At 35.4% G+C, this 20,294-nt stretch carries 18 protein-coding genes; all 18 read left to right on the top strand.

Annotated features, from left to right (window positions below; all coding sequences use genetic code 11):
- Positions 1-175: 175 nt before the first annotated feature.
- Positions 176-1,402: an S-layer homology domain-containing protein gene (locus tag ACFQU5_RS05080; RefSeq protein ID WP_390285402.1), complete on the top strand. Its 1,227-nt coding sequence runs from the start codon at positions 176-178 to the stop codon at positions 1,400-1,402.
- A 108-nt stretch (positions 1,403-1,510) separates the two neighbouring features.
- Positions 1,511-2,293, top strand: a complete 783-nt coding sequence (locus ACFQU5_RS05075; protein ID WP_390285400.1) for a hypothetical protein — start codon at positions 1,511-1,513, stop codon at positions 2,291-2,293.
- Between the two features lie 190 nt (positions 2,294-2,483).
- Positions 2,484-3,206: a YveK family protein gene (locus ACFQU5_RS05070; RefSeq protein WP_390285398.1), complete on the top strand. Its 723-nt coding sequence runs from the start codon at positions 2,484-2,486 to the stop codon at positions 3,204-3,206.
- Positions 3,206-3,916, top strand: coding sequence for a CpsD/CapB family tyrosine-protein kinase (locus tag ACFQU5_RS05065; protein ID WP_390285396.1), 711 nt, complete (start codon positions 3,206-3,208; stop codon positions 3,914-3,916). Before ACFQU5_RS05070 ends, ACFQU5_RS05065 begins: the two co-directional genes overlap by 1 nt.
- Before the next feature lie 56 nt (positions 3,917-3,972).
- Positions 3,973-4,737, top strand: a complete 765-nt coding sequence (locus tag ACFQU5_RS05060) for a tyrosine-protein phosphatase (RefSeq protein ID WP_390285394.1) — start codon at positions 3,973-3,975, stop codon at positions 4,735-4,737.
- 77 nt (positions 4,738-4,814) lie between these two features.
- A complete protein-coding gene (locus ACFQU5_RS05055) occupies positions 4,815-6,656 on the top strand; it encodes a polysaccharide biosynthesis protein (RefSeq protein ID WP_390285392.1) in 1,842 nt (613 codons plus the stop codon).
- Positions 6,657-6,721: 65 nt separating this feature from the next.
- Complete coding sequence (locus tag ACFQU5_RS05050; RefSeq protein WP_390285390.1) at positions 6,722-7,735, top strand: Gfo/Idh/MocA family protein; 1,014 nt, start codon at positions 6,722-6,724, stop codon at positions 7,733-7,735.
- A gap of 37 nt (positions 7,736-7,772) precedes the next feature.
- Positions 7,773-9,080 carry a nucleotide sugar dehydrogenase gene (locus ACFQU5_RS05045; RefSeq protein WP_390286515.1) on the top strand — a complete coding sequence of 436 codons (1,308 nt, stop codon included), beginning with the start codon at positions 7,773-7,775 and terminating at the stop codon, positions 9,078-9,080.
- A 14-nt stretch (positions 9,081-9,094) separates the two neighbouring features.
- A complete protein-coding gene (locus tag ACFQU5_RS05040; protein WP_390285388.1) occupies positions 9,095-10,348 on the top strand; it encodes a lipopolysaccharide biosynthesis protein in 1,254 nt (417 codons plus the stop codon).
- Between the two features lie 188 nt (positions 10,349-10,536).
- The gene (locus ACFQU5_RS05035) at positions 10,537-11,649 is read left to right on the top strand and encodes a glycosyltransferase family 4 protein (RefSeq protein WP_390285386.1); all 1,113 of its coding nucleotides are present in this window, start codon (positions 10,537-10,539) and stop codon (positions 11,647-11,649) included.
- Positions 11,650-11,844: 195 nt separating this feature from the next.
- Entirely contained in the window at positions 11,845-12,915 is a 1,071-nt protein-coding gene (gene wecB / locus ACFQU5_RS05030) for a non-hydrolyzing UDP-N-acetylglucosamine 2-epimerase (RefSeq protein ID WP_390285384.1), read from the top strand.
- 33 nt (positions 12,916-12,948) lie between these two features.
- On the top strand, positions 12,949-13,653 hold the full coding sequence (locus ACFQU5_RS05025) for an acyltransferase (protein ID WP_390285382.1): 705 nt from the start codon (positions 12,949-12,951) through the stop codon (positions 13,651-13,653).
- An 8-nt stretch (positions 13,654-13,661) separates the two neighbouring features.
- Positions 13,662-14,888 carry a glycosyltransferase family 4 protein gene (locus ACFQU5_RS05020; RefSeq protein ID WP_390285380.1) on the top strand — a complete coding sequence of 409 codons (1,227 nt, stop codon included), beginning with the start codon at positions 13,662-13,664 and terminating at the stop codon, positions 14,886-14,888.
- Complete coding sequence (locus ACFQU5_RS05015; protein ID WP_390285378.1) at positions 14,889-15,503, top strand: sugar transferase; 615 nt, start codon at positions 14,889-14,891, stop codon at positions 15,501-15,503.
- Positions 15,481-16,116 (top strand): acetyltransferase, encoded by a 636-nt coding sequence (locus ACFQU5_RS05010; RefSeq protein ID WP_390285376.1) that lies wholly within the window; start codon positions 15,481-15,483, stop codon positions 16,114-16,116. The genes ACFQU5_RS05015 and ACFQU5_RS05010 overlap by 23 nt, the downstream gene beginning before the upstream one ends.
- Before the next feature lie 22 nt (positions 16,117-16,138).
- Entirely contained in the window at positions 16,139-17,293 is a 1,155-nt protein-coding gene (locus ACFQU5_RS05005) for a DegT/DnrJ/EryC1/StrS family aminotransferase (protein ID WP_390285374.1), read from the top strand.
- A gap of 12 nt (positions 17,294-17,305) precedes the next feature.
- Positions 17,306-18,439, top strand: a complete 1,134-nt coding sequence (locus ACFQU5_RS05000) for a DegT/DnrJ/EryC1/StrS family aminotransferase (RefSeq protein ID WP_390285372.1) — start codon at positions 17,306-17,308, stop codon at positions 18,437-18,439.
- Positions 18,440-18,834: 395 nt separating this feature from the next.
- The gene (locus tag ACFQU5_RS04995; protein WP_390285370.1) at positions 18,835-20,070 is read left to right on the top strand and encodes an O-antigen ligase family protein; all 1,236 of its coding nucleotides are present in this window, start codon (positions 18,835-18,837) and stop codon (positions 20,068-20,070) included.
- The last annotated feature ends 224 nt before the right edge of the window (positions 20,071-20,294 follow it).

The following is a 20,294-nucleotide window of genomic DNA, read 5'->3' as shown; positions in this document are numbered from 1 at the left end:
AATATGACAGGGTACAAAAGGAAGGGTTATGAAATTTCAAAAAATTAAGAATATCAAAACAAAGGGAGTGGGGGTCTATCTTCTCTTAATCTATTATGGAGATTTACATTTTTAGAACTTCAAAGAAATTATTTGCAAAAGGAACAAATAAAACATCGCTTTCAGGGAGGATATTATGAAGAAAAAAACGAGTAAAAAGTTATTTAACATTGCAATGGCATCCGCGATGGCGACAGGTGCAGTCGTTGCTCTTGCACCAGCAGCTACAGAAGCGGCACCAACCTTCACAGACGTTAACGTCAACAGCACCCATTACTCGTCCATCATGGATTTATCAGGGCGCGGCATCATTAATGGTTATCCAGATGGAACATTCAGATCAAAATCACCAATCCAGCGCAACCATGCAGCATCGATTCTAGCGAATCTATTGAATTTGGACACAGTGAATGTGACAGATCCTGGCTTTAAAGATGTTCCACGCAACTATCCATACTACGGATCAATCGCAGCGCTGGAGAATTCGGGTGTTGTAAACGGCTACCAAGACGGCACGTATGGTAATAAAAAATCATTAACACGTGGTGAAATGGCTGCAATCATTGTAAGAGCGTTTGATTTAGGTGGAGCTGTCAATACACCATTCAGGGATATTGCAAACAGCCCTTACAAACAGGCGATCGAAATTTTATTTGCCAATGACGTAGCAAAAGGAACAAGTGTCACAACGTTCAACCCGAAAGCCTTAGTAACGCGAGGCGAATTCGCATCGTTTGTGGTTAGAGCGGAATTAGCAAACCTAGCATCGGAAACACCAGCACCATCAGAACCTACACCAACTGAACCAACAAATCCGACACCAACAGAACCGACAACGCCGACAGAGCCAACAACACCGTCGAATCCAACGCCAACGGAGCCAACTACACCATCAGAACCTACTGATGCAGAACTAAAAGAACAATTCGTTGATGGATTAGAAGTTGGTATTGCGCTTGCTAATAATTCAAGTGTCGGGCAGTATTTAACGGCTACAGAGCCAACTTTGAGTAATGGAGAATACAATATCGGCATCGCTATTAAAGACGCTGGTGCTGACATTTCTGTCTTGCAAGATGTGATTAATCAAATTCTGGTTTCCAATAGTGAAGTTATAGAAGGTGCCGAAGAATTTGTACCATCCCCAACGAGAATAAAATTTGGTGATGCGCCAGAGGTTGAGGCTACAGAAGCGAATTTAGCTAATATAGTGGAACAAGTAGTTTCCAATACTGAAATTAGTACTTTAGGTGACCTAGCTGGAAAAAATGTAGACTTAAAAGTTTGGGTTGATGATGCTGGAACTGAGCCATTAACATTCAACCTTACTTTCAATCAATCAACGAATCAATCAGAACAATGAAGTAATTAAACAATAAAATAGATTCCCCAGAACACTGTTAGTACTGGGGAATTTAATGAAGCACTCAATTTACCATCAATTAGGAATTGGAGGATTTAAATCACTGTCATGAAAAAGTCGCATAAAAAAAAGTCAAAGAAAAAATGGTTAATAACAAGCTTGGTCCTTATATTGCTTCTTGTTGTTGGTGTTGGCGGGTATACGCTATATGAATTTAAATTTAAATCCTATGATGTAGCCGATGAAAAGGTTGATGATATTGTGGAAGACAATTATATCATCAAGCTTCCGGATGGAACGGAAATCACGCTTGATTCTAAGGGGGATATCGTAAACGAATCGTCTGGCCAAGTAGCGATGAATGATGAAGACATTAAGACTTCAGTAGATACAACAACAGGAAAAATGGATGAGCCAACTAACAATAATGAAGGTACTGCTGCAGTCGGCAATAATGCTTCGTCGGGTACAAAAGGTACTTCCACGAGCGGGAATTCAGAAAACGGCATAAGTACAAATAACTCAGTAGGTCAAAAACCAACTGTAAAATCAATTAAAGATAAATATCGTTCGTCATTAGAAGCTTTGCAGATACAGGCATCTACTCGTATTAACGGTCTGATTGGAAATGCCAAATCAGAATATGCACAAAAAAGGGCGACGGGTGAAAGTATCAGTGTTGGCTATTTTTATAATAAATATATGGGAGCGGCGGATAGTCTGGAAGCAAGTACTGATGCAGCATTCAACAGCCTGATTACGATTATCGAGAATGACTTGTCTCAAAATGGTTATGATAAATCCCATGCCCAAAGTTTCCGAGACGAATATAATGCGTCTAAAGAAGCGCTTCGCAGTAATCTCATATCCGAAGTGAAAAGTGCACTATAAGAATTCAAAGATAAGAGTTTTGTACAAGAATTCGGGACTAAGAGAATGAATTTATTCTAAGTATAGCAATCTATTACCTGAATAATAAGGGGAATTATAAGAAAACCCTAAAATTACATCCTTTTCTAAATTTGCATAGCTTTTAAAATAACTAAATAAGATTTTTAGATTGTCTAGAGGAGAGGAACCAGTGGAAGAAACAATCAGCTTACAAGATTTATTTAAAATTATACGAAAAAGACTGGTCCAAATTATTAGTTTGACCATACTCGGCGCCCTAATCGCGGGGGTCATCAGCTTTTTTTTAATAACGCCGATTTATCAAGCATCAACACAAATCTTAGTGAACAAACAAGCGCAGGAACAACAAAACATTCAATCACAAGATATTCAGACAAACTTGCAGTTAATCAATACATACAATGTGATTATTAAAAGTCCCGCGATTTTATCAAAGGTTATTGAAAACTTGGATTTAAGTTTGACGCCTGCACAATTATCCGAAAAAATCACGGTTGCAAGTCAAAATGATTCACAAGTGGTAAATGTGACAGTACAAGACGAAAATCCAGCCATTGCTGTAGAAATTGCAAATACAACCGCACAAGTATTCCATGATGAGATTCCTGGATTGATGAGTATCGAAGACGGGGTGCATATTCTTTCGCCGGCAATATTAAGCGAAAAACCAACACCAGTAAAACCGAACAAGATGTTGAATATCGCCATTGGAGCGGTACTTGGTCTAATGATTGGATTGGGATTAGCCTTCTTATTGGAATATTTAGATACAACAATCAAATCAGAAGAGGATGTAGAAGAAATTCTGGAGTTGCCGATCATCGGTCTTGTCAGTCCAATAGCAGATGAGCTTCTGATGCCTAGTACACCACGCAGAGGGAGGGGGAAATAATGATGTTCCAAAGAAAAAAGAAAAAGTCCACCTCCATGTCGAGGAAAATCGTGACAGCTACCCATCCAAAATCGATTAATGCGGAACAGTATCGTACCGTTCGAACGAATATCAACTTTTCGATGCCTGACCAAGAATTGCACACTCTGCTGGTTACATCAGCTTCGCCGTCCGAAGGAAAATCGACTTCTGCGTCCAATATTGCCATCGTCTTTGCTCAGGAAGGTAAAAAGGTTCTTTTGATAGACGCGGATATGCGCAAACCTACTATGCATCATACTTTCAAAGTGCAAAATGCTTATGGCTTATCGAATGTGCTAACAAGACAATGCGAGGCAAAAGAGGCGATTCAACGGTCGGAAATCGAGAATTTATGGATATTGACGAGCGGACCCATCCCGCCAAATCCTGCAGAACTTTTGGCATCCAAGAATATGACTGCATTGACTGAACAATTATCGGAGGAATTTGATTTACTCCTGTTTGATACACCGCCCATACTTTCTGTAGCAGATGCACAAATCGTTTCAAACAAAGTGGACGGGACCATATTGGTCATAAACACAGGCAAATCGGAAAAAGACAGTGCCATCAAGGCAAAGGAATTGTTGCTTGCCGCGAAGGCCAATATCCTTGGTGTGATATTGAATAACTTTAATATTGGTAAAGATCACTATTATTACCAGTATTACGGATCGGTGGAAGAGTAGGTGCAAGTTGTTGCTTTACTGGCCATGACCAAAAATACGGAAGGGGTGCTGAAATCATGATAGATATGCATAGTCACATATTGTGGAATGTCGATGATGGCCCGGCAACCATCGATGAATCAGTTCTATTGCTTGAACAGGCAGCAGATGAAGGCATCACCGATATAATCTCAACATCACATTGCCTGCACCCTCAATACAGTGTACCTTACGAAATTGTTCAGGAACAAATCGGACAATTGCAGCATGAACTAAATAATCGCCAAATTACTCTCAACATTCACACTGGACATGAAGTTCGATTAACTGAAAAACTTGTTCGAACCATTGAAGAAGGAAGTATCCATCTGCTGGCTAATTCGCAATACCTGCTATTGGAATTGCCTTCAAGCCATATTCCAAATTATACAAAGAACATCATTCATGCCTTATTGATTAAAGGCATTACACCAATCATCGCGCACCCGGAACGCAATAAGGGGATTGCGGAAAAGCCGGAACGCTTGGAGCGGTTAATACGGGAAGGAGCACTCGCGCAAATAACTGCGGGAAGTCTTGCAGGGCATTTTGGCAAATCGGTGCAAAAACTATCCCTAGATTTAGTTCGCGCGAATTTGGTACACACGTATGGTTCCGATGTCCACAATCAATCAACTAGACCGTTGCTTTTTGAAAAAGGATTGCAATTCTTGGAAAAAAAGAAGGAGTATGAAGCAGTCGAATTATTACTTCACAATAACAAAATGATATTAGAAAATAAATCCTTTATTCTATTTGAACCGGAAATAGTGAAAAAACAAAAGTGGTGGTTAGGAGTATAAAGACCTAATTTAATTTATTAGGAGTCTATATATATATCGGTTAAAAGCCCCTTTAACGGGAGAAAAGAGGTATAGGAATGAATTATAAACAACGTTGTACCGCCTTTGTTATCCTGGATTCATTTATTGTTCTTTCAGCTATTTTCTTTTGTTATTGGGTTCTGCATCCAAGTTTGGGTATCCTTTCGAATAAACTTGTTCAGGTTTCCGCGATTACCTTATTACTTAGTCATCATATTGCAGCATTTTTCTTTCACTTATACGATCGAATCTGGAGTGTGGCTTCCGTTAGAGAGCTGTTAACAATTTTATACGCCATCACTTTTTCGATTGGATCGGCCAGTGCCGTGCAATACATTATCAATGAAGACATCTACTTTCGACTGATGATGCTCACATGGCTTGTGCATATTGTCCTGATTGGCGGGTCTCGTTTTATCTTGCGAATTCTGCATGATCGGAAAACGACCAGACCTCAGTGCGACCTAAAAAACGTTTTGATAGTAGGGGCTGGACAAGCGGGAACAATCCTTGCACGAAGCATCAATAATAATCCTACACCGGAATACAAGCCGGTTGGTTTTGTGGATGATGACCCAACAAAATTGCATTTAACGTTAATGGATGTCAAAGTGCTGGGGACCACGCAGGATATTCCAAAACTTGTGGAAGAAAAAAATATCGATGAAATAATTCTGGCAATTCCGTCCCTTGGAAAAGTTAGAATTAAGGGAATCTACGAAAAGTGCTCCAAAACAAAAGCAACTGTCAAAATAATGCCGAAAGTTGAAGATGTCTTGACGGGGAAGGTATCTGTAAAGGACATGCAGGATGTAAAAATTGAGGATTTACTAGATCGCGAGGAAGTAAAACTTGATATGGTGGCAATCTCGAACAAGCTAACAAACAAAGTGATCCTAGTGACCGGTGCAGGAGGTTCCATTGGATCTGAGATTTGCCGTCAGGTGATGAAATTTGAACCGAAAGAATTGCTGCTGCTCGGGCATGGGGAAAATTCCATCTACAACATCCATATGGAACTAACAGAAAACAATAAAGATAGTTGTACCCAAATAATCCCGATTATTGCGGATATTCAGGACCGAGATTGCATTTTTGAAATAATCGACTTTTACAGGCCCGATGTAATCTACCATGCAGCTGCCCATAAACATGTACCTCTCATGGAATATAACCCAAGGGAAGCAGTGAAAAACAATGTGTTTGGAACGAAAAATGTAGCCGAGGCAGCACATCAATACGGGGTTTCAAATTTTGTCCTAGTGTCAACTGATAAAGCGGTTAACCCTCCGAATGTGATGGGTTCGACAAAACGAATTGCTGAAATGATTATTCAAAACCTTGCGGCAAGAAGCGACACGAACTTTGCTGCTGTCAGATTCGGAAATGTGTTGGGATCACGTGGTAGTGTAGTGCCGCGATTCAAAGCACAAATTGCAGAAGGCGGCCCGGTAACCGTAACACATCCGGATATGACAAGATACTTTATGACGATTCCCGAAGCATCACGCCTGGTGTTGCAGGCGGGGGCGTTGGCACGGGGTGGTGAAGTTTTCGTACTGGATATGGGCGAGCCGGTCAAAATAGTAAACCTTGCACGGAACTTGATTCATCTATCCGGCTTTACAGAAGACGAAATCAAAATCGAATTCTCCGGTATGCGGCCAGGGGAAAAAATGTTTGAAGAATTACTAAAACCCGAAGAAATTCAACAGGAACATGTATATCCAAAAATTCACGTTGGAAAAGCAAACACACTGGACAACGAATCTCTACAAAAATTACTCGCAAAATTGCAATCTCTTGCTAATGATGAAATTAAAGAAGAGATTGTGGCGGTAGCGAATAATGGAAGGGAGATACCAAATGTCGGTAAGTTCAAGCCCCAATATAATTAAAGATTGTGATTGATTATAAAGCGTAAGAAATAAGATATAAAAATTTTGGTAAAGAAGGTTGAATAATGAATTTTGCAATAGTCGGATGCGGATTTATAGCAAAGAAACATGCTGAAGCTATAAAGAACATACCTGATGCTAGATTGGTAGCAGTTTGTGACAGAGTTCCAGAATTAATGAAACCATATGTGGAAAAATATGGGGCACAAGCGTTTGAAGAAATCGAAGAAATGATAAATGTTGAAAGTATAGATGTCGTGAATATTTGTACACCAAGTGGAAAACATGCATCTATTGCAGAATTAGTAGCTAAAAGTGGAAAACATATAATAGTGGAAAAACCTATTGCTATGACTATTGAACAGACAGATCAAATTTTAGAAGCTACAAATAGAAATAATGTGAAACTTGCTGTTGTGCATCCGAATCGATTTAGACCGGTTTCAATGAAATTAAAAGAAATCATGGATAAGAACCTATTAGGGAAGATTAGCCATGCGTTATGCCTTGTTAATTGGAACCGTGGACAAGATTACTATGACCAAGCTCAGTGGCGTGGTACAAAGCAACATGATGGTGGAGTCCTAATGAATCAAGCAATCCATAACTTAGATTTATTGCTATGGTATCTAGGAAATCCTTTAGAAGTGTTCAGTATGGAAGCAACTCGATTAAGAAACATTGAGGCAGAAGATGTTTCTATAGGTCTAATAAGATTTGAATCAGGTGTACTGGCGACTGTCCAAGCCTCTACAACCGTTTACCCAAAAAACTATGAAGAATCTATTACGATTTTTGGAGAGAAAGGTACTGTAAAAATTGGTGGCACAAATGCCTTGTATTTGGAGCATTTAGCATTGGAAGGGATTGAGGACAGTAAAATTGACCAAATAAAAAAAGATATTAAAACAGACCCTTGGGGAACACCGGGACATCAGAAAATTATTGAAGATATGATTTTAGCAATTAGAGAAGACAGAGAACCTGCTGTAACTGGCGAAGACGGAAAAAAGGCGCTTTCACTAGTGCAAGCTTTTTACAAATCTGCTAAAACAAACGAACTAATAAAATCACAATAAAGGACTGATCAAATTGGTACAAATCTTCAACAAATCGATGAGCGATACTCTTATAGAAAAATTGGAAACTAAAACAGCGACAATTGGTGTTGTAGGGTTAGGATACGTTGGGTTGCCTCTTGCTGTTGAGAAAGCAAAAGCAGGGTTTAATGTAATTGGATTTGATGTTCAAGCAGAAAAAGTTAAAAAAGTAAATAGTGGTGAAAATTACATTGGAGATGTAATATCGAAAGATTTAGCTGTGATGGTGGAATCTGGTAAACTTCGTGCCACTTCTGATTATTGTTTTATAAAAGATATTGATGCAATTGCAATATGTGTACCAACGCCTTTAGATATCTATAAACAACCAAATATGGAGTATGTCGAAAGTTCGACAAAGGCTATTGCAGAAAACATAACAGAAGGAACATTAGTAGTTTTAGAGAGTACAACCTATCCTGGTACAACAGAAGAATTAATCAAACCTATCCTGGAAGAAAAAGGATTTGTAATTGGTGAAAATCTATTCTTGGCATATTCTCCTGAACGTGTTGATCCGGGAAATAAAAATTTTAATACAAAGAACACACCAAAAGTAGTAGGTGGAGTAACACAAAACTGCACAAAAGTTGCTGCAACAATGTACCGTTCAGTATTAGAAGGCGATGTACATGAAGTTTCAAGTCCGGCAATAGCAGAAATGGAAAAATTACTCGAAAATACTTTCCGCAATATTAATATTGGTTTAGCAAATGAAATGGCGATTCTTTGTAACAAAATGGGGATTGATGTTTGGGAAGTAATCGATGCAGCTGCAACAAAACCATACGGATTCATGCCATTTTATCCAGGACCTGGCTTGGGTGGACACTGTATTCCGATTGACCCGTGGTATTTAACATGGAAAGCACGAGAATATAATTACCACACTAAACTAATTGAAACTGCCGGGGAAATTAATGATAGTATGCCTGATTTTGTTGTCCAGCGCTGTATGGAAATTTTGAATGAGCAAGGAAAATCATTGAAGGGATCAAAAATTTTAGTACTCGGTGTTGCTTATAAAAAAGATATTGACGATTATCGGGAGTCGCCTGTATTACCTATCTTAGATAAATTAACCAGTTTTGGTGCCCAGTGGGAAGTTATTGATCCATTTATAAAAAAATTCAAATTAAACGGTGTTTTTGTGGAAACAGTTGAAGCTACAGATGAAAATTTAAAAACGGCAGATCTTGCTGTAATTGCAACAGATCATAGTATTTTTAAATATAAGAAGATTATTAGTTATTCAAAGGCAGTTCTTGATACTCGTAATGTATTAAATCGAAATAGACCTGAGAATCATTGCTATAAATTATAATTATGGATTTCAAAATGATTTTTAAGAATATTTCAATCTTGATGACAGGTACAGTTATTTCTCAGTTAATTCCAATTGCCATGTCGCCAATATTAACAAGAATATATACTCCAGCTGAATTGGGAGTAGTTGCTGTATTTACTTCATTAGCCTCATTTTTTGCCATTTTTGCTAATTTACGTCTAGATGTCGGGATAATGTCTGCGAAAAATAAAAAGGAAAAGTTGATACTTAGAAATTTAAGTGTAATAGTAACAGCACTTATTACTCTACTAGTATGCTTTTTGTTAATTGTATTTGCAGATTTGTTTAAGGCTATGTTTAAGGGAATAAATTATAATTTAATACTTATTTTTATTCCGTTATTTGTAATGTTATTTGGGATCTTGCAGTTACTAACTTATATGGCTAATAGCAAAGGTTATTATAAAGTAATTTCTAAAAGTAAGATAGATAAAAACTTAAGTATGGTAATCATTCAAATCATTCTTGGCTTTAGCAAAACTGGAGTACTAGGTCTAATTATAGGGATGGTTGCTAGCTTTATTTTTCCATTAGTAAGACTGCGGAAAGAAACTGTTAGAGGAAATTTTAGGATGAAATTTACAAAGTTAGAATATCAGGATACTCTCAAAAAATATAAAAAATTCCCATTGATTTCGACTGCAACTGCTGCAATGAATAAATTCGCAACCGAGTCGCCTGTTCTAATAATGAACAGATTTGTAGATCAAAGTTCTGTTGGCTTTTTTGACTTAGCTAGACGCACAATTTTACAACCATTAAGTTTTATATCAGCTTCTATATCACAAGTATATTTAAAGCAAATAACCGAAGAACAAGACTATAGAAAAAATATAAAACTTACCATTGTTATTTTAGCAGGATTGACTTTAGTGTCTATATTTGTAGCAACTATTATTATTTTGTGGGGGGAATCGATTTTTGCCATTGTTTTTGGTGAGGAATGGAGAGTTGTAGGGGAATATTCTAAAATTCTTGTTTTTCCTTTTCTAATTCGATTTATTGTATCTCCATTAAGCGTGGTTTTTCTAAAACCTGAAAATATTACTCTTGGCGGTGTGTGGCAATTCATGTATCTTGTCACAAGCTTAACAGTTACTTTAATTTTCTTGCCGGCAGGATTTATGACGTATATTAAAGCCTTTGCAATTACTGAAATATGTATCTACTTAATTTATCTTGCAATGATATTGTTTGCTTTGAGAAGGGATGGGAAAAGGAGCCAAGCATTGTGGAATAGTTGATTTGATGCTAACTAAGGAGAGAAAATGAAAAAGTTAAACATAGTGACTGTGTTAATGCTCTGGTTTATATTATCGTCCTAGTATAAATAAGTATTTTTACTGGGAATGCCTTAAAGAAAAATAGTATTTATATTTAATGATTAGTAGTTTTGATTAACTAAATAGTTAAATATTTAAAGGAGACTAAAATGAAAGTATGTCACTTGACATCCGTCCATCCACATACTGATACAAGAATATATGTAAAAGAATGTTGTACTTTAGCGGAAAACGGTTTTAAAGTAACTTTGATTGCTCCCAATGCACCTAATGAAATTATTAATGGGGTACATATAGTGGGCGTAGATAAAATCGAAGGTAATAGACTCAAACGCATGACGCAAACAACGGATGTTGTTTATAAAAAGGCGCTTGAAATAAATGCGGATATTTATCATTTTCATGATCCGGAATTAATACCCGTTGGTTCAAAGCTTAAGAAAAAAGGCAAAATAGTCGTTTATGATGTGCACGAAGATGTACCACGTCAAATTCTTAGCAAGAGTTGGATTCCTAAATTTTTAAGAACTTCTATTGCTAAATTGTTCGAACGATATGAAAGTAAAGCCTCTCAGAAGTTTGATGCAATCATAACAGCCACGATGCATATTGAAAAACGCTTTAAAAATTATAATAAAGAAACTTATAGTATCAACAATTTTCCATCCTTAAAAGAAATGGAATTCAGTTTTAAAAATTCTGATAAAATAGATGCTGTTTGTTATGTTGGAGGTATAACTAAAGTAAGAGGAGCTTTTGAAATTATTGAAATGCTGGGTAATGTTAATCAAAAAAGAGATTTAAAATTACATTTGGCTGGACCGATTGACCAAAAAATATCTGAGGAATTACTAAATCATACGAATTGGTCTTATGTAGAGTATAAGGGTGTGTTAGATAGAAAAGATGTAAAGGAGGTTTTAAGTTTAAGTAAAATTGGTTTAGTTACGTTACACCCCATTATTAACTATTTAGATGCACTTCCAGTGAAAATGTTTGAATATATGGCAGCAGGGATACCTGTAATAGCTTCGGATTTCCCACTATGGCGTCAAATAATAAAGAAAGCAAATTGCGGTGTTTTAGTAAATCCATTGAATCCAACTCAAATTGCTGAAGCAGTACACGAATTATTAAATGATGAACAAAAGGCAAAAACTATGGGTGAAAATGGTCGGTATGCGGTAGAACAAGAATACAACTGGGAAAAGGAAAGTTTAAAGTTAGTTCAATTATACAAATCATTTGAGAGATTTTTGTAGAAATCATTATCAATTAATATTAATAGTTTGGTTGATTTTCATGATGACTACGAACATTCACTTAGGAAATTTTACAAACATTTTTTCACTGTTGTCTTTACCTCTACTTTTTGCAGAGTTAAGCTTAAAAAATTGTCTTACCCTAAATCCAAAAAGAACAACAAGGTAATATGTAAAATTAAGGAGTTATATACCATGAAAAAAATTCTAACTATTGCCGGAACAAGACCACAACTTGTAAAGATTGCAGCAGTATCAAGAGTACTACGTCAATCATTTCATGAAGTACTTTTAAATACAGGTCAACATTATGATTATAAGATGGCAGGAGTGTTTTTTGAAGAATTAAAGATTCCAAAGCCTGATTATAATTTGAAAATTGGATCAGATACCCATGGCCGTCAGACAGGAAAGATGCTGATCGCTGTTGAGGAGGTAGTGGAAAAAGAACAGCCAGATGCAATTTTAGTTTTTGGTGATACAAACTCAACTTTAGCAGGGGCAATTGTTGCCAGTAAGCTACATATACCATTAATTCATATTGAGGCAGGCTTAAGAAGTTTTAATAAACTTATGCCTGAAGAGATTAATCGTATTATGACTGACCATATTTCCAATTTGTTATTTACTCCTACGGAATTAGCTGTCCAGAATTTAAAAAATGAAGGTATCACAAATGGAGTTTTTTTGGTTGGTGATGTTATGTATGATGCAGTTTTATATAATATGGGATTAGCTGAACAACAATATAAGATTACTGACTTTAATCTAACATCGAAAAAGTATTTTTTAGGTACAATTCATCGTGCAGAAAATACAGATTCCAAGGAAAAGTTAGAAGCTATATTTAAATCACTGATAAATTTGGATCAGGTAGTTTATTTACCTCTACATCCACGAACAAAACATAAAATTGAACAGTTTGGATTGCAGGATATTGTTGAACAGGCAAAAAATATCAAAGTAGTGGAACCTGTCTCTTATTTAGAGATGTTATTTTTAGAAAAACATGCGAAGGCGATAATTACAGATTCTGGTGGGGTCCAAAAAGAGGCTTATTTTATGAAAGTTCCTTGTATTACCCTTAGAGATCAAACTGAATGGGTTGAAACTATCGAATTTGGTTGGAATAAGTTAATTAATCCTCTTAAAACTGATTTATCTCAGGTTTTGAGAGAGGTTCAAAATGGTCAACCAATAGATAGCATTTACGGTAATGGTGACGCGGCACATAAAATTACAAATCTTTTGATGCAAAAAATTTAGTTTTGCCTAAGATACAAAAGGAGGTTTTTCTAAATGTTATTAAATGGACAAAACGTTGTTATTGATGTAAGTGTAACCCTGGGTGAAAATGTTCAAATTGGCAATAATGTTGTAATTTATCCAGGTACAATAATAGGAAATAATGTAATTATCCAAGACAATGCAGTCATTGGTAAACAACCCATCCGAGCAAAAGCATCCATTCTACCTGATATTAAAGCTCTTCCGCCAACAGTTATCGGAAATGGAGTAACAATTGGTACTTCAGCAATAATTTATGCGAATGCTGAAATAGCTGATGATGTATTTATTGCAGATTTAGCAACCGTTCGTGAAAGGGTAACTATTGGCGAAAAAACAATTATAGGTCGTGGTGTAGCCGTAGAAAATGATTGTACTGTAGGAAAACGATGCAAACTTGAAACAAATTGCTATATTACAGCCTATTCTGAAATTGGGGATTATGTATTTATAGCCCCATGTGTTGTAACAACTAATGATAATTATATGGCTAGAAGTAAGGAAAGATTCGATAAGTTTAAGGGTGTAACAGTTAAAAATGGCGGTCGAATTGGAGCAAATTCTACTATTTTACCTGGAAAAGTAATATATGAAGATGGTACTGTAGCTGCTGGAAGTCTAGTTTCAAAAAATGTTGACAACGAATCACTTGTATTGGGTCACCCAGCAAAGGAATTTATGAAAGTTCCAGAAAATCAATTGTTGAGGAATCAATAGGTGAACATATGGATATATGGATATTTAATCATTATGCAACGGGTCCGAATTCAAGTGGGGGAACACGTCATTATGACTTAGCACGGCAATTAGTTAAAAGAGGACACAATGTAACTATTTTTGCTTCATCATTTAACCATCAATTATTAAAAGAAGAAAAAAGTTATGAAGAAGGTACCTATTTTTTAAAAGAAATAAGTGAAGGTGTTAACTTTGTTTGGGTTAAGACTTTTACATATAGTAGAAATGATTATAAGAGAGTTTTAAATATGTTATCTTATACAAAATCTGTTTTAAGAGTATCTAAAAAATTAGATGAAAAACCTGATGTTGTCATTGGTTCTTTGGTTCATCCATTAGCTGCTTTTGCAGGTTATATGGTAGCGAGAGATTTAAAGTGTAAATTTGTTTTTGAAGAACGTGATTTATGGCCTCAAACTTTAATTGACTTAGGTAAAATGTCAAACGCCAATCCTATTATCAAAGTATTAGCTAGAATTGAAAAATTTTTATTTAAAAAGGCTGATTTAATTATTGTTTTATTCGATAAGGCGGTAGGATATGTTGAATCTAAAGGGGTAACAAAGAATAAAATTTTATATCTTCCCAATGGATACGATTTTAGACGTTCTGAAAATACAAAAGAATTGCCTTCTGATATAGCCGCTGTCTTTAAGATATTAAAAAATAAAAAAATCGCAATTTATACTGGTGCACACGGTTTGGCAAATAATCTAGATATTATTTTAGATTCTGCTAAAGCTCTTAAAAACTTAGAAACTAATGATGTACATTTTATTTTAATAGGTAATGGACCTGAGAAAGAAAGGCTATTAAAAAGAGTTGAAGATGAGAATATAAAAAATGTTACTATGTTAAATCCAGTGAAAAAAGATTTTATCCCTACTATTCTCAGAAAATGTGATATCGGATTATTGCCATTAGTCGAGTCACCTGTTTTTAAATGGGGTATTAGTCCTAATAAAATGTTTGATTACATGGGTTCATCCTTACCAGTTCTACTGTTATGTAATTTAGAAGGCACAGCAATTGAATATTCTGGAGGTGGAAGTGTAATAAAAGAGAATTTTCAATATGGCATTGTAAAATTCTTGAAAGAAACAGAAATATCCGAGTTGAAGTCTATGGGATATAAAGGGTTAAACTATGTTGAACAGAATCACTCATGGGAAAAATTAGCTATAAAACTTGAAAATGAATTGGTGAAGTTATAAATGAAAAGGTTAATAGATTTGTTTATTAGTTTTATTGCTTTAGTAATTTTGATTCCTGTATTTTCCATTATATTAGTTCTAGTTAAAAGAAAATTAGGCTCTCCCATAATTTTCAAACAACCTCGTCCTGGCTTGAATGGTAAAGTTTTTCAAGTATATAAATTTCGCACAATGACGGATGAACGTGATGAACACGGTGTGCTACTACCCGACACTATCCGCTTAACTAAATTTGGTCACCTGTTACGTAAATTAAGTCTAGATGAACTTCCTCAATTGTGGAATGTCTTTAAGGGTGATATGAGTTTTGTCGGACCGCGACCACTATTAGTTGAGTACTTGCCACTATATAATCATCGTCAAGCTCGGCGACATGAAGTTCGCCCAGGTATTACTGGTTGGGCCCAAGTGAATGGACGTAATGCTATTTCATGGGAGGAAAAATTTGAATACGATGTATGGTACGTGGAAAACCAGTCTTTATGTCTTGATCTGAAAATTTTACTCTTAACGTTAAAGAAAGTATTTAAATCGGAAGGTATTAATCAACAAGGTCAAGCGACAATTGAAAAATTTAAAGGTAGTGAAATTAGTGGAAATCATTTTAATAGGTGATAGTGGACATGCCAAGGTAATTCGAGAATGTGTGGAATCGAATGGATATAAGATTGTTGCCATCCTTGATGATAAGTATCAAGGTATCTATTTTGAAAATGAAGTACTTAAGGGACCTATTGATGAATTAGTTTATGAATTAATCAAGAAGAATGATAGAAAATTAGTGATCTCAATTGGAGATAATGAAATTCGAAAGAGAATTGTGAATAGGCTCGCTTTACCTGACGATAGCTACGCGTCCATACTACATAACAACACACTTATTAGCAATACAGCAAAAATAGGTGTAGGGACTGTCGTTATGCCAGGCGTTGTAGTTAATGCAGATACCCAAATTGGCGATCACTGTATAGTTAATACAAATACAGTAGTTGAGCACGATTGTATTATCGATGACTTTGTTCATTTTTCCCCAAACTGTACAATTACTGGTGGTGTAAAGGTTGAAGAAGGGGTTCACTTAGGAGCTGGGAGTACGGTCATTCCATTGAAAGAAATAATGAAATGGACAATTGTCGGAGCAGGATCCGTTGTTATCGATAATTTACCATCTTATTGCACCGCTGTTGGTATACCAGCTAAACCGATTAAATTTCATGAATTACAATAAAAATTGTGAAAGAAGGCTTAATATGGTGGAACGAATTCTCTTGTCCTCTCCTCATATGGGTGGACAGGAACAAAGGTATATTCAAGAAGCATTTGATACTAATTGGATTGCGCCACTCGGAGCAAATGTAAATGGGTTTGAAGAAGAACTTGCATCCTATGTAGGAGCTAAAGCCGGTTCTGCAACAAGTTCAGGTACTGCGGCAATTCATCTCGCTTTGGATTTATTAGGCGTTCGCGCAGGTGATACTGTATTTTGTTCTACTTTAACATTTATAGCTAGTGCCAATCCCATTTTGTATCTAGGGGCTAAACCTATTTTCATAGATTCGGAAGAAAGTACTTGGAATATGTCCCCTAAAGCTTTGGAACTTGCTTTTAAAGATGCAGAAGCAAGTCGGCAACTTCCAAAAGCAGTGATCATCGTAAACTTATATGGTCAAAGTGCCCGGATGGAAGAATTATTAAAAATTTGTAATTCATATGGTGTTCCAGTTGTTGAGGATGCAGCAGAGTCTTTAGGTTCAACCTACAAAGGGAAGAAAAGTGGGACATTTGGGAAGTTTGGTATTTATTCTTTCAATGGTAACAAAATTATTACTACTTCTGGTGGGGGTATGCTTGTATCCGAGGATGTAAAGTTAATTGAAAAGTCCCGCTTTTTGGCTACCCAAGCTCGTGATGCAGCCAAACATTATCAACATAGTGTTGTTGGTTACAATTATCGAATGAGTAATATTGTTGCAGGTATTGGCCGTGGTCAATTAAAAATCTTAGACGAAAGAGTATCTCAAAAGCGCACTATTTTTCAGAAATATGCTGATGCATTTTCAAATATCGATGGAATCGACATGATGCCAGAATTAGATGGTACCTTTTCAAATCGTTGGTTGTCAACAATGACATTAGATCCTATAAAAATAATAATTACGCCTTATGAATTGATTGATTTATTGGGTGAAGCAAACATTGAAGCTCGTCCTGTTTGGAAGCCCCTTCATATGCAACCACTATTTGCAGGCTTTAAATTCTTCCCTCATGAAGAAAAAGATATAGTAAGTGAACGATTATTTGCTACAGGTATTTGTTTGCCTTCTGATACAAAAATGAGAGAAGAACAACAACAGCGAGTAATAGATTTAATTATTCAAAAGGTCAAACCAATATTAATTAAATAGGACGTGTAAAAAATGGAATTTAGAGATTTAAAATTACAATATGAAAAATATAAACTAGAAATTGATTCAGCAATTCAAAATGTAATATCGAACGCTCAATTCGTTGGTGGTAAAGTAGTTTCAGAATTAGAAAAACAATTAGCTGAATATGTAGGCGTAAAACATTGCATTACTTGTGCAAATGGGACAGAGGCGCTGTCATTAGTTTTAATGGCGTGGGGGATTGGCAAAGGAGATGCAGTTTTTGTTCCTGATTTTACTTTCTTTTCAACGGGTGAGGTTGTTTCTTTCAGAGGGGCAACACCAGTCTTTGTAGATGTTGATCGAGATACATTTAATATTGATGTTGTTAAATTAGAAAATGCAATTCAAAAGACAATCGAGGAAGGAAAATTAACACCAAAGGTAGTTATTCCTGTGGATCTCTTCGGGTTACCCGCAAATTATATTGAAATAGAAAAAATCGCAGACAAATATAACCTTTTAGTTTTAGAAGATGGTGCACAAGGGTTTGGTGGGAGTATCAACGGTAAAAAGGCGTGTAGTTTCGGAGATGCTGCTACCACTTCATTCTTCCCAGCAAAGCCATTAGGTTGTTATGGTGATGGAGGAGCAATTTTTACAAATGATGATGAACTAGCCAAATTATTAAACTCTCTAAAAGTACATGGAAAAGGCGAAAATAAGTACGACAATGTTCGAGTTGGCGTGAATTCTAGATTAGATACTGTTCAAGCATCGGTATTAAAAGTAAAATTAAAAGCATTTACTGAACATGAAGTTGAAGATGTTAATAGAGTTTATAGAATTTATAATGAAAAATTGAATGGAGTTGTGACGACTCCAATTATTCCAGATGGGTTTTATTCAAGTTTTGCGCAATACACATTAAAATTGGAAAATAAAGAACAAAGAGATGGTTTGCAGGCATTTCTTAGAGAAAATGGAATTCCAAGTATGATTTATTATGTCAAGCCAATGCATGATCAAGAAGCATTTAAGGATTTAGACTTCGACGAAAGTGATTATGAAGTAACGAATGAGCTATGTAATATTGTTTTATCCCTACCAATGCACCCTTACTTAGCAGATGAGGATATTGAACTAGTAAGTAGGATGGTAAAGAAGTATATATTGGGGACTTAAAAAACTCAAATAGAGATCATGAAAAAAGTGTTAGTTGTTTAATGCTTATAAATTTTAAACAAGCCCCTATATTATCTTTTGTGCTAGAAAGGAGAAACTGCTCTAATAAAGTTTCCGAATGTTGAGTGGAATTTCGTTCAAGGCAGACAACTGTTTAACGCCGCTAACTAAACTAATATGGGAGATTTAAAATTAAAGGAAAGAGGATTAACCACACAAGGAGGCTATTTTAACTAATTTCCTTCGTTGAACTGTAACAAAAAATTATTTGCTATCCCTTACCATTAGATAATTAAATGATATAAATTTAAACAAGCTTACTAAGATATAGAAAATCTTTTATTTAATAATTTTATGAAATGGTTCTTGTAACAAAAAACAGGAGTTTAATACTTATGAATATATTTAAACCTCTCATTAGCGGGGAAGTTTGGTTTGTTTTATTTTTATTCTCAGGCGCATTTAAAGAAAGTTTGAATTTGCAGATAGATATTGCCATAGTATTTTTTATCTTAACATTTTTTTCAGTGGTATTTCGATTTGTAAAAAATCCCACAGTTAGCAGATATTCTATCACGCCTTTAGTCTTATTCAGTTTTCTATTATGTGTTATCATTATTAGTTATTTGTTCACATTAAGTACGCTTTATGCTGATGAAAAAATTGTAAAATTTTTAGTTTTAACTGTACCTTCTTTTTTATTTCCCTTTATCTTAATAAGGGACAAGGAGAGTTTGATTAGATTTTTGTCGACTATAGGAATTTTGTCTTTTATTCTTTCCATTATTTCGTTACCCATCATTTTTCAAAAGGGTTCAGAACTTGGATTTGTAGGTTTCAACGGTGGAAATTATCAAGGTTTAGCTAGAATAAACGGAATAGGGTTAATTGTGCTTTTAATTTTTGGTTTATTTAGAGCGAAATCTAAATTAAAACAATTATTCTACTTAATTGCTAGTATCATTGTTTCCTTTTCTTTACTAGGTACAGGAAGTAGAATGCCTCTAATAGCCTTTACTATTGTTTTAATTTACTTCGTTGTTTCATCCTTTAGGATTGTAGGAGGTAAAATATTATACAGAAAAGAATTAAAGTTCGCCTTGATTTTAGCCCCTTTACTTACACTAATACTTACTTTTTTGGGTAAAGATGGGTATTTTAATTCGATTCTTTATAGGTTTCAAGTGCTATTTTCAAATGATGGTGGTGATTCTACAGAAGCTAGGATGGACAGGTTTTTAACCGCTTTTGAGATTTGGAGGGATTATCCGATCTTTGGAGGTGGAATCGGAAGCTTTGGAATACTGTATCATGGACTCGAGTATTCTGATTACCCGCACAATATTTTTTTGGAGTTTTTATCGGAACAGGGCTTAATAGGGTTTATGATCATTTGTCTCCTTTTTTTGCTTGTTGTATATAGAGGCTTAATTGTATACCGGAAAAAGCAAAAAGAGATTGATATAGTCCAATTGGTACTATTTAGTTGCTATTTATATTATTTTTTCAATTCATTAGTTAGTGGAGATATAAACGGAAATAGAGTACTTTTCACTTTCTTGGCTATACTTTCTGTATCGCCATATCTTCGGAAAACAATTGAAAATCATAAAAGTCAAAAATACATTTAATTCATATTCATTCTATATTGTGTAATAGATTTACCTTATAAAAATATCAAAAATTTAACAAAGGAATACTCGTTTTGAAGTCAGCTTATAGAGTTAAACACAGAATTTATTGGGGCAGACTTTTTAAAGAAAGTCCGGTATTGCACCGGACTCATTTTGCCATTTTGTTTATCCAATTATAGTGGTTCAATTGTTTTAGGCTTAAACAAACTCATATTTCTTTT

It is taken from the genome of Ureibacillus sp. GCM10028918 (assembly GCF_042666115.1).
In the GTDB taxonomy this organism is placed as follows: domain Bacteria; phylum Bacillota; class Bacilli; order Bacillales_A; family Planococcaceae; genus Ureibacillus.
The sequence above is the reverse complement of the archived record's forward strand: the minus strand, read 5'-3'. Positions and strand labels throughout refer to the sequence as shown.

Bases quoted from the DNA above. Each gene is read 5' to 3' on its own strand.
- ACFQU5_RS05075 (WP_390285400.1), top strand. From the start codon at position 1,511: ATGAAAAAGTCGCATAAAAAAAAGTCAAAGAAAAAATGGTTAATAACA.
- ACFQU5_RS05040 (WP_390285388.1), top strand. From the start codon at position 9,095: ATGATTTTTAAGAATATTTCAATCTTGATGACAGGTACAGTTATTTCT.
- ACFQU5_RS05065 (WP_390285396.1), top strand. From the start codon at position 3,206: ATGATGTTCCAAAGAAAAAAGAAAAAGTCCACCTCCATGTCGAGGAAA.
- ACFQU5_RS05060 (WP_390285394.1), top strand. From the start codon at position 3,973: ATGATAGATATGCATAGTCACATATTGTGGAATGTCGATGATGGCCCG.
- ACFQU5_RS05080 (WP_390285402.1), top strand. From the start codon at position 176: ATGAAGAAAAAAACGAGTAAAAAGTTATTTAACATTGCAATGGCATCC.
- ACFQU5_RS05025 (WP_390285382.1), top strand. From the start codon at position 12,949: ATGTTATTAAATGGACAAAACGTTGTTATTGATGTAAGTGTAACCCTG.
- ACFQU5_RS05005 (WP_390285374.1), top strand. From the start codon at position 16,139: ATGGTGGAACGAATTCTCTTGTCCTCTCCTCATATGGGTGGACAGGAA.
- ACFQU5_RS05045 (WP_390286515.1), top strand. From the start codon at position 7,773: ATGAGCGATACTCTTATAGAAAAATTGGAAACTAAAACAGCGACAATT.
- ACFQU5_RS05020 (WP_390285380.1), top strand. From the start codon at position 13,662: ATGGATATATGGATATTTAATCATTATGCAACGGGTCCGAATTCAAGT.
- ACFQU5_RS05015 (WP_390285378.1), top strand. From the start codon at position 14,889: ATGAAAAGGTTAATAGATTTGTTTATTAGTTTTATTGCTTTAGTAATT.
- wecB (WP_390285384.1), top strand. From the start codon at position 11,845: ATGAAAAAAATTCTAACTATTGCCGGAACAAGACCACAACTTGTAAAG.
- ACFQU5_RS05000 (WP_390285372.1), top strand. From the start codon at position 17,306: ATGGAATTTAGAGATTTAAAATTACAATATGAAAAATATAAACTAGAA.
- ACFQU5_RS04995 (WP_390285370.1), top strand. From the start codon at position 18,835: ATGAATATATTTAAACCTCTCATTAGCGGGGAAGTTTGGTTTGTTTTA.
- ACFQU5_RS05055 (WP_390285392.1), top strand. From the start codon at position 4,815: ATGAATTATAAACAACGTTGTACCGCCTTTGTTATCCTGGATTCATTT.
- ACFQU5_RS05050 (WP_390285390.1), top strand. From the start codon at position 6,722: ATGAATTTTGCAATAGTCGGATGCGGATTTATAGCAAAGAAACATGCT.
- ACFQU5_RS05035 (WP_390285386.1), top strand. From the start codon at position 10,537: ATGAAAGTATGTCACTTGACATCCGTCCATCCACATACTGATACAAGA.